Raw genomic sequence first — 336 nt, forward strand, 5'->3', positions numbered from 1 at the left:
GGTTATAATCATGACTTTTACCGCAACGGGAACGATATGATTCGACTGGGCTTGATTGTCAATCCATTGGCTGGAATCGGTGGGTCGGTGGGTCTGAAAGGCAGTGATGGTGCGGAGACTATTGCCCAGGCGCTGGCATTGGGGGCTGAAAAAAAGGCCGGATTACGGACGTTGCAGACTCTGCAGCGACTGGCTCCGCTGAAGGATCAGTGCCAGTTTGTCAGCTGCCCTGGGGATATGGGAGCGACCTGGCTGGCACAAGCCGGGCTGACTTGTTCGCTGCTGGATCTGCCGTCAACTGACGGCCGTCAGAGCACTCGTGACGATACTCTGAGC

1 pseudogene is annotated in these 336 nt (G+C 56.5%); it reads left to right on the plus strand.

The window, feature by feature from the left end:
* Window positions 1-36 precede the first annotated feature (36 nt).
* A pseudogene (locus Q4563_RS17800) lies at window positions 37-336 on the plus strand (ATP-NAD kinase); the annotation flags it as partial.

This window comes from Gilvimarinus sp. 1_MG-2023, assembly GCF_030548285.1.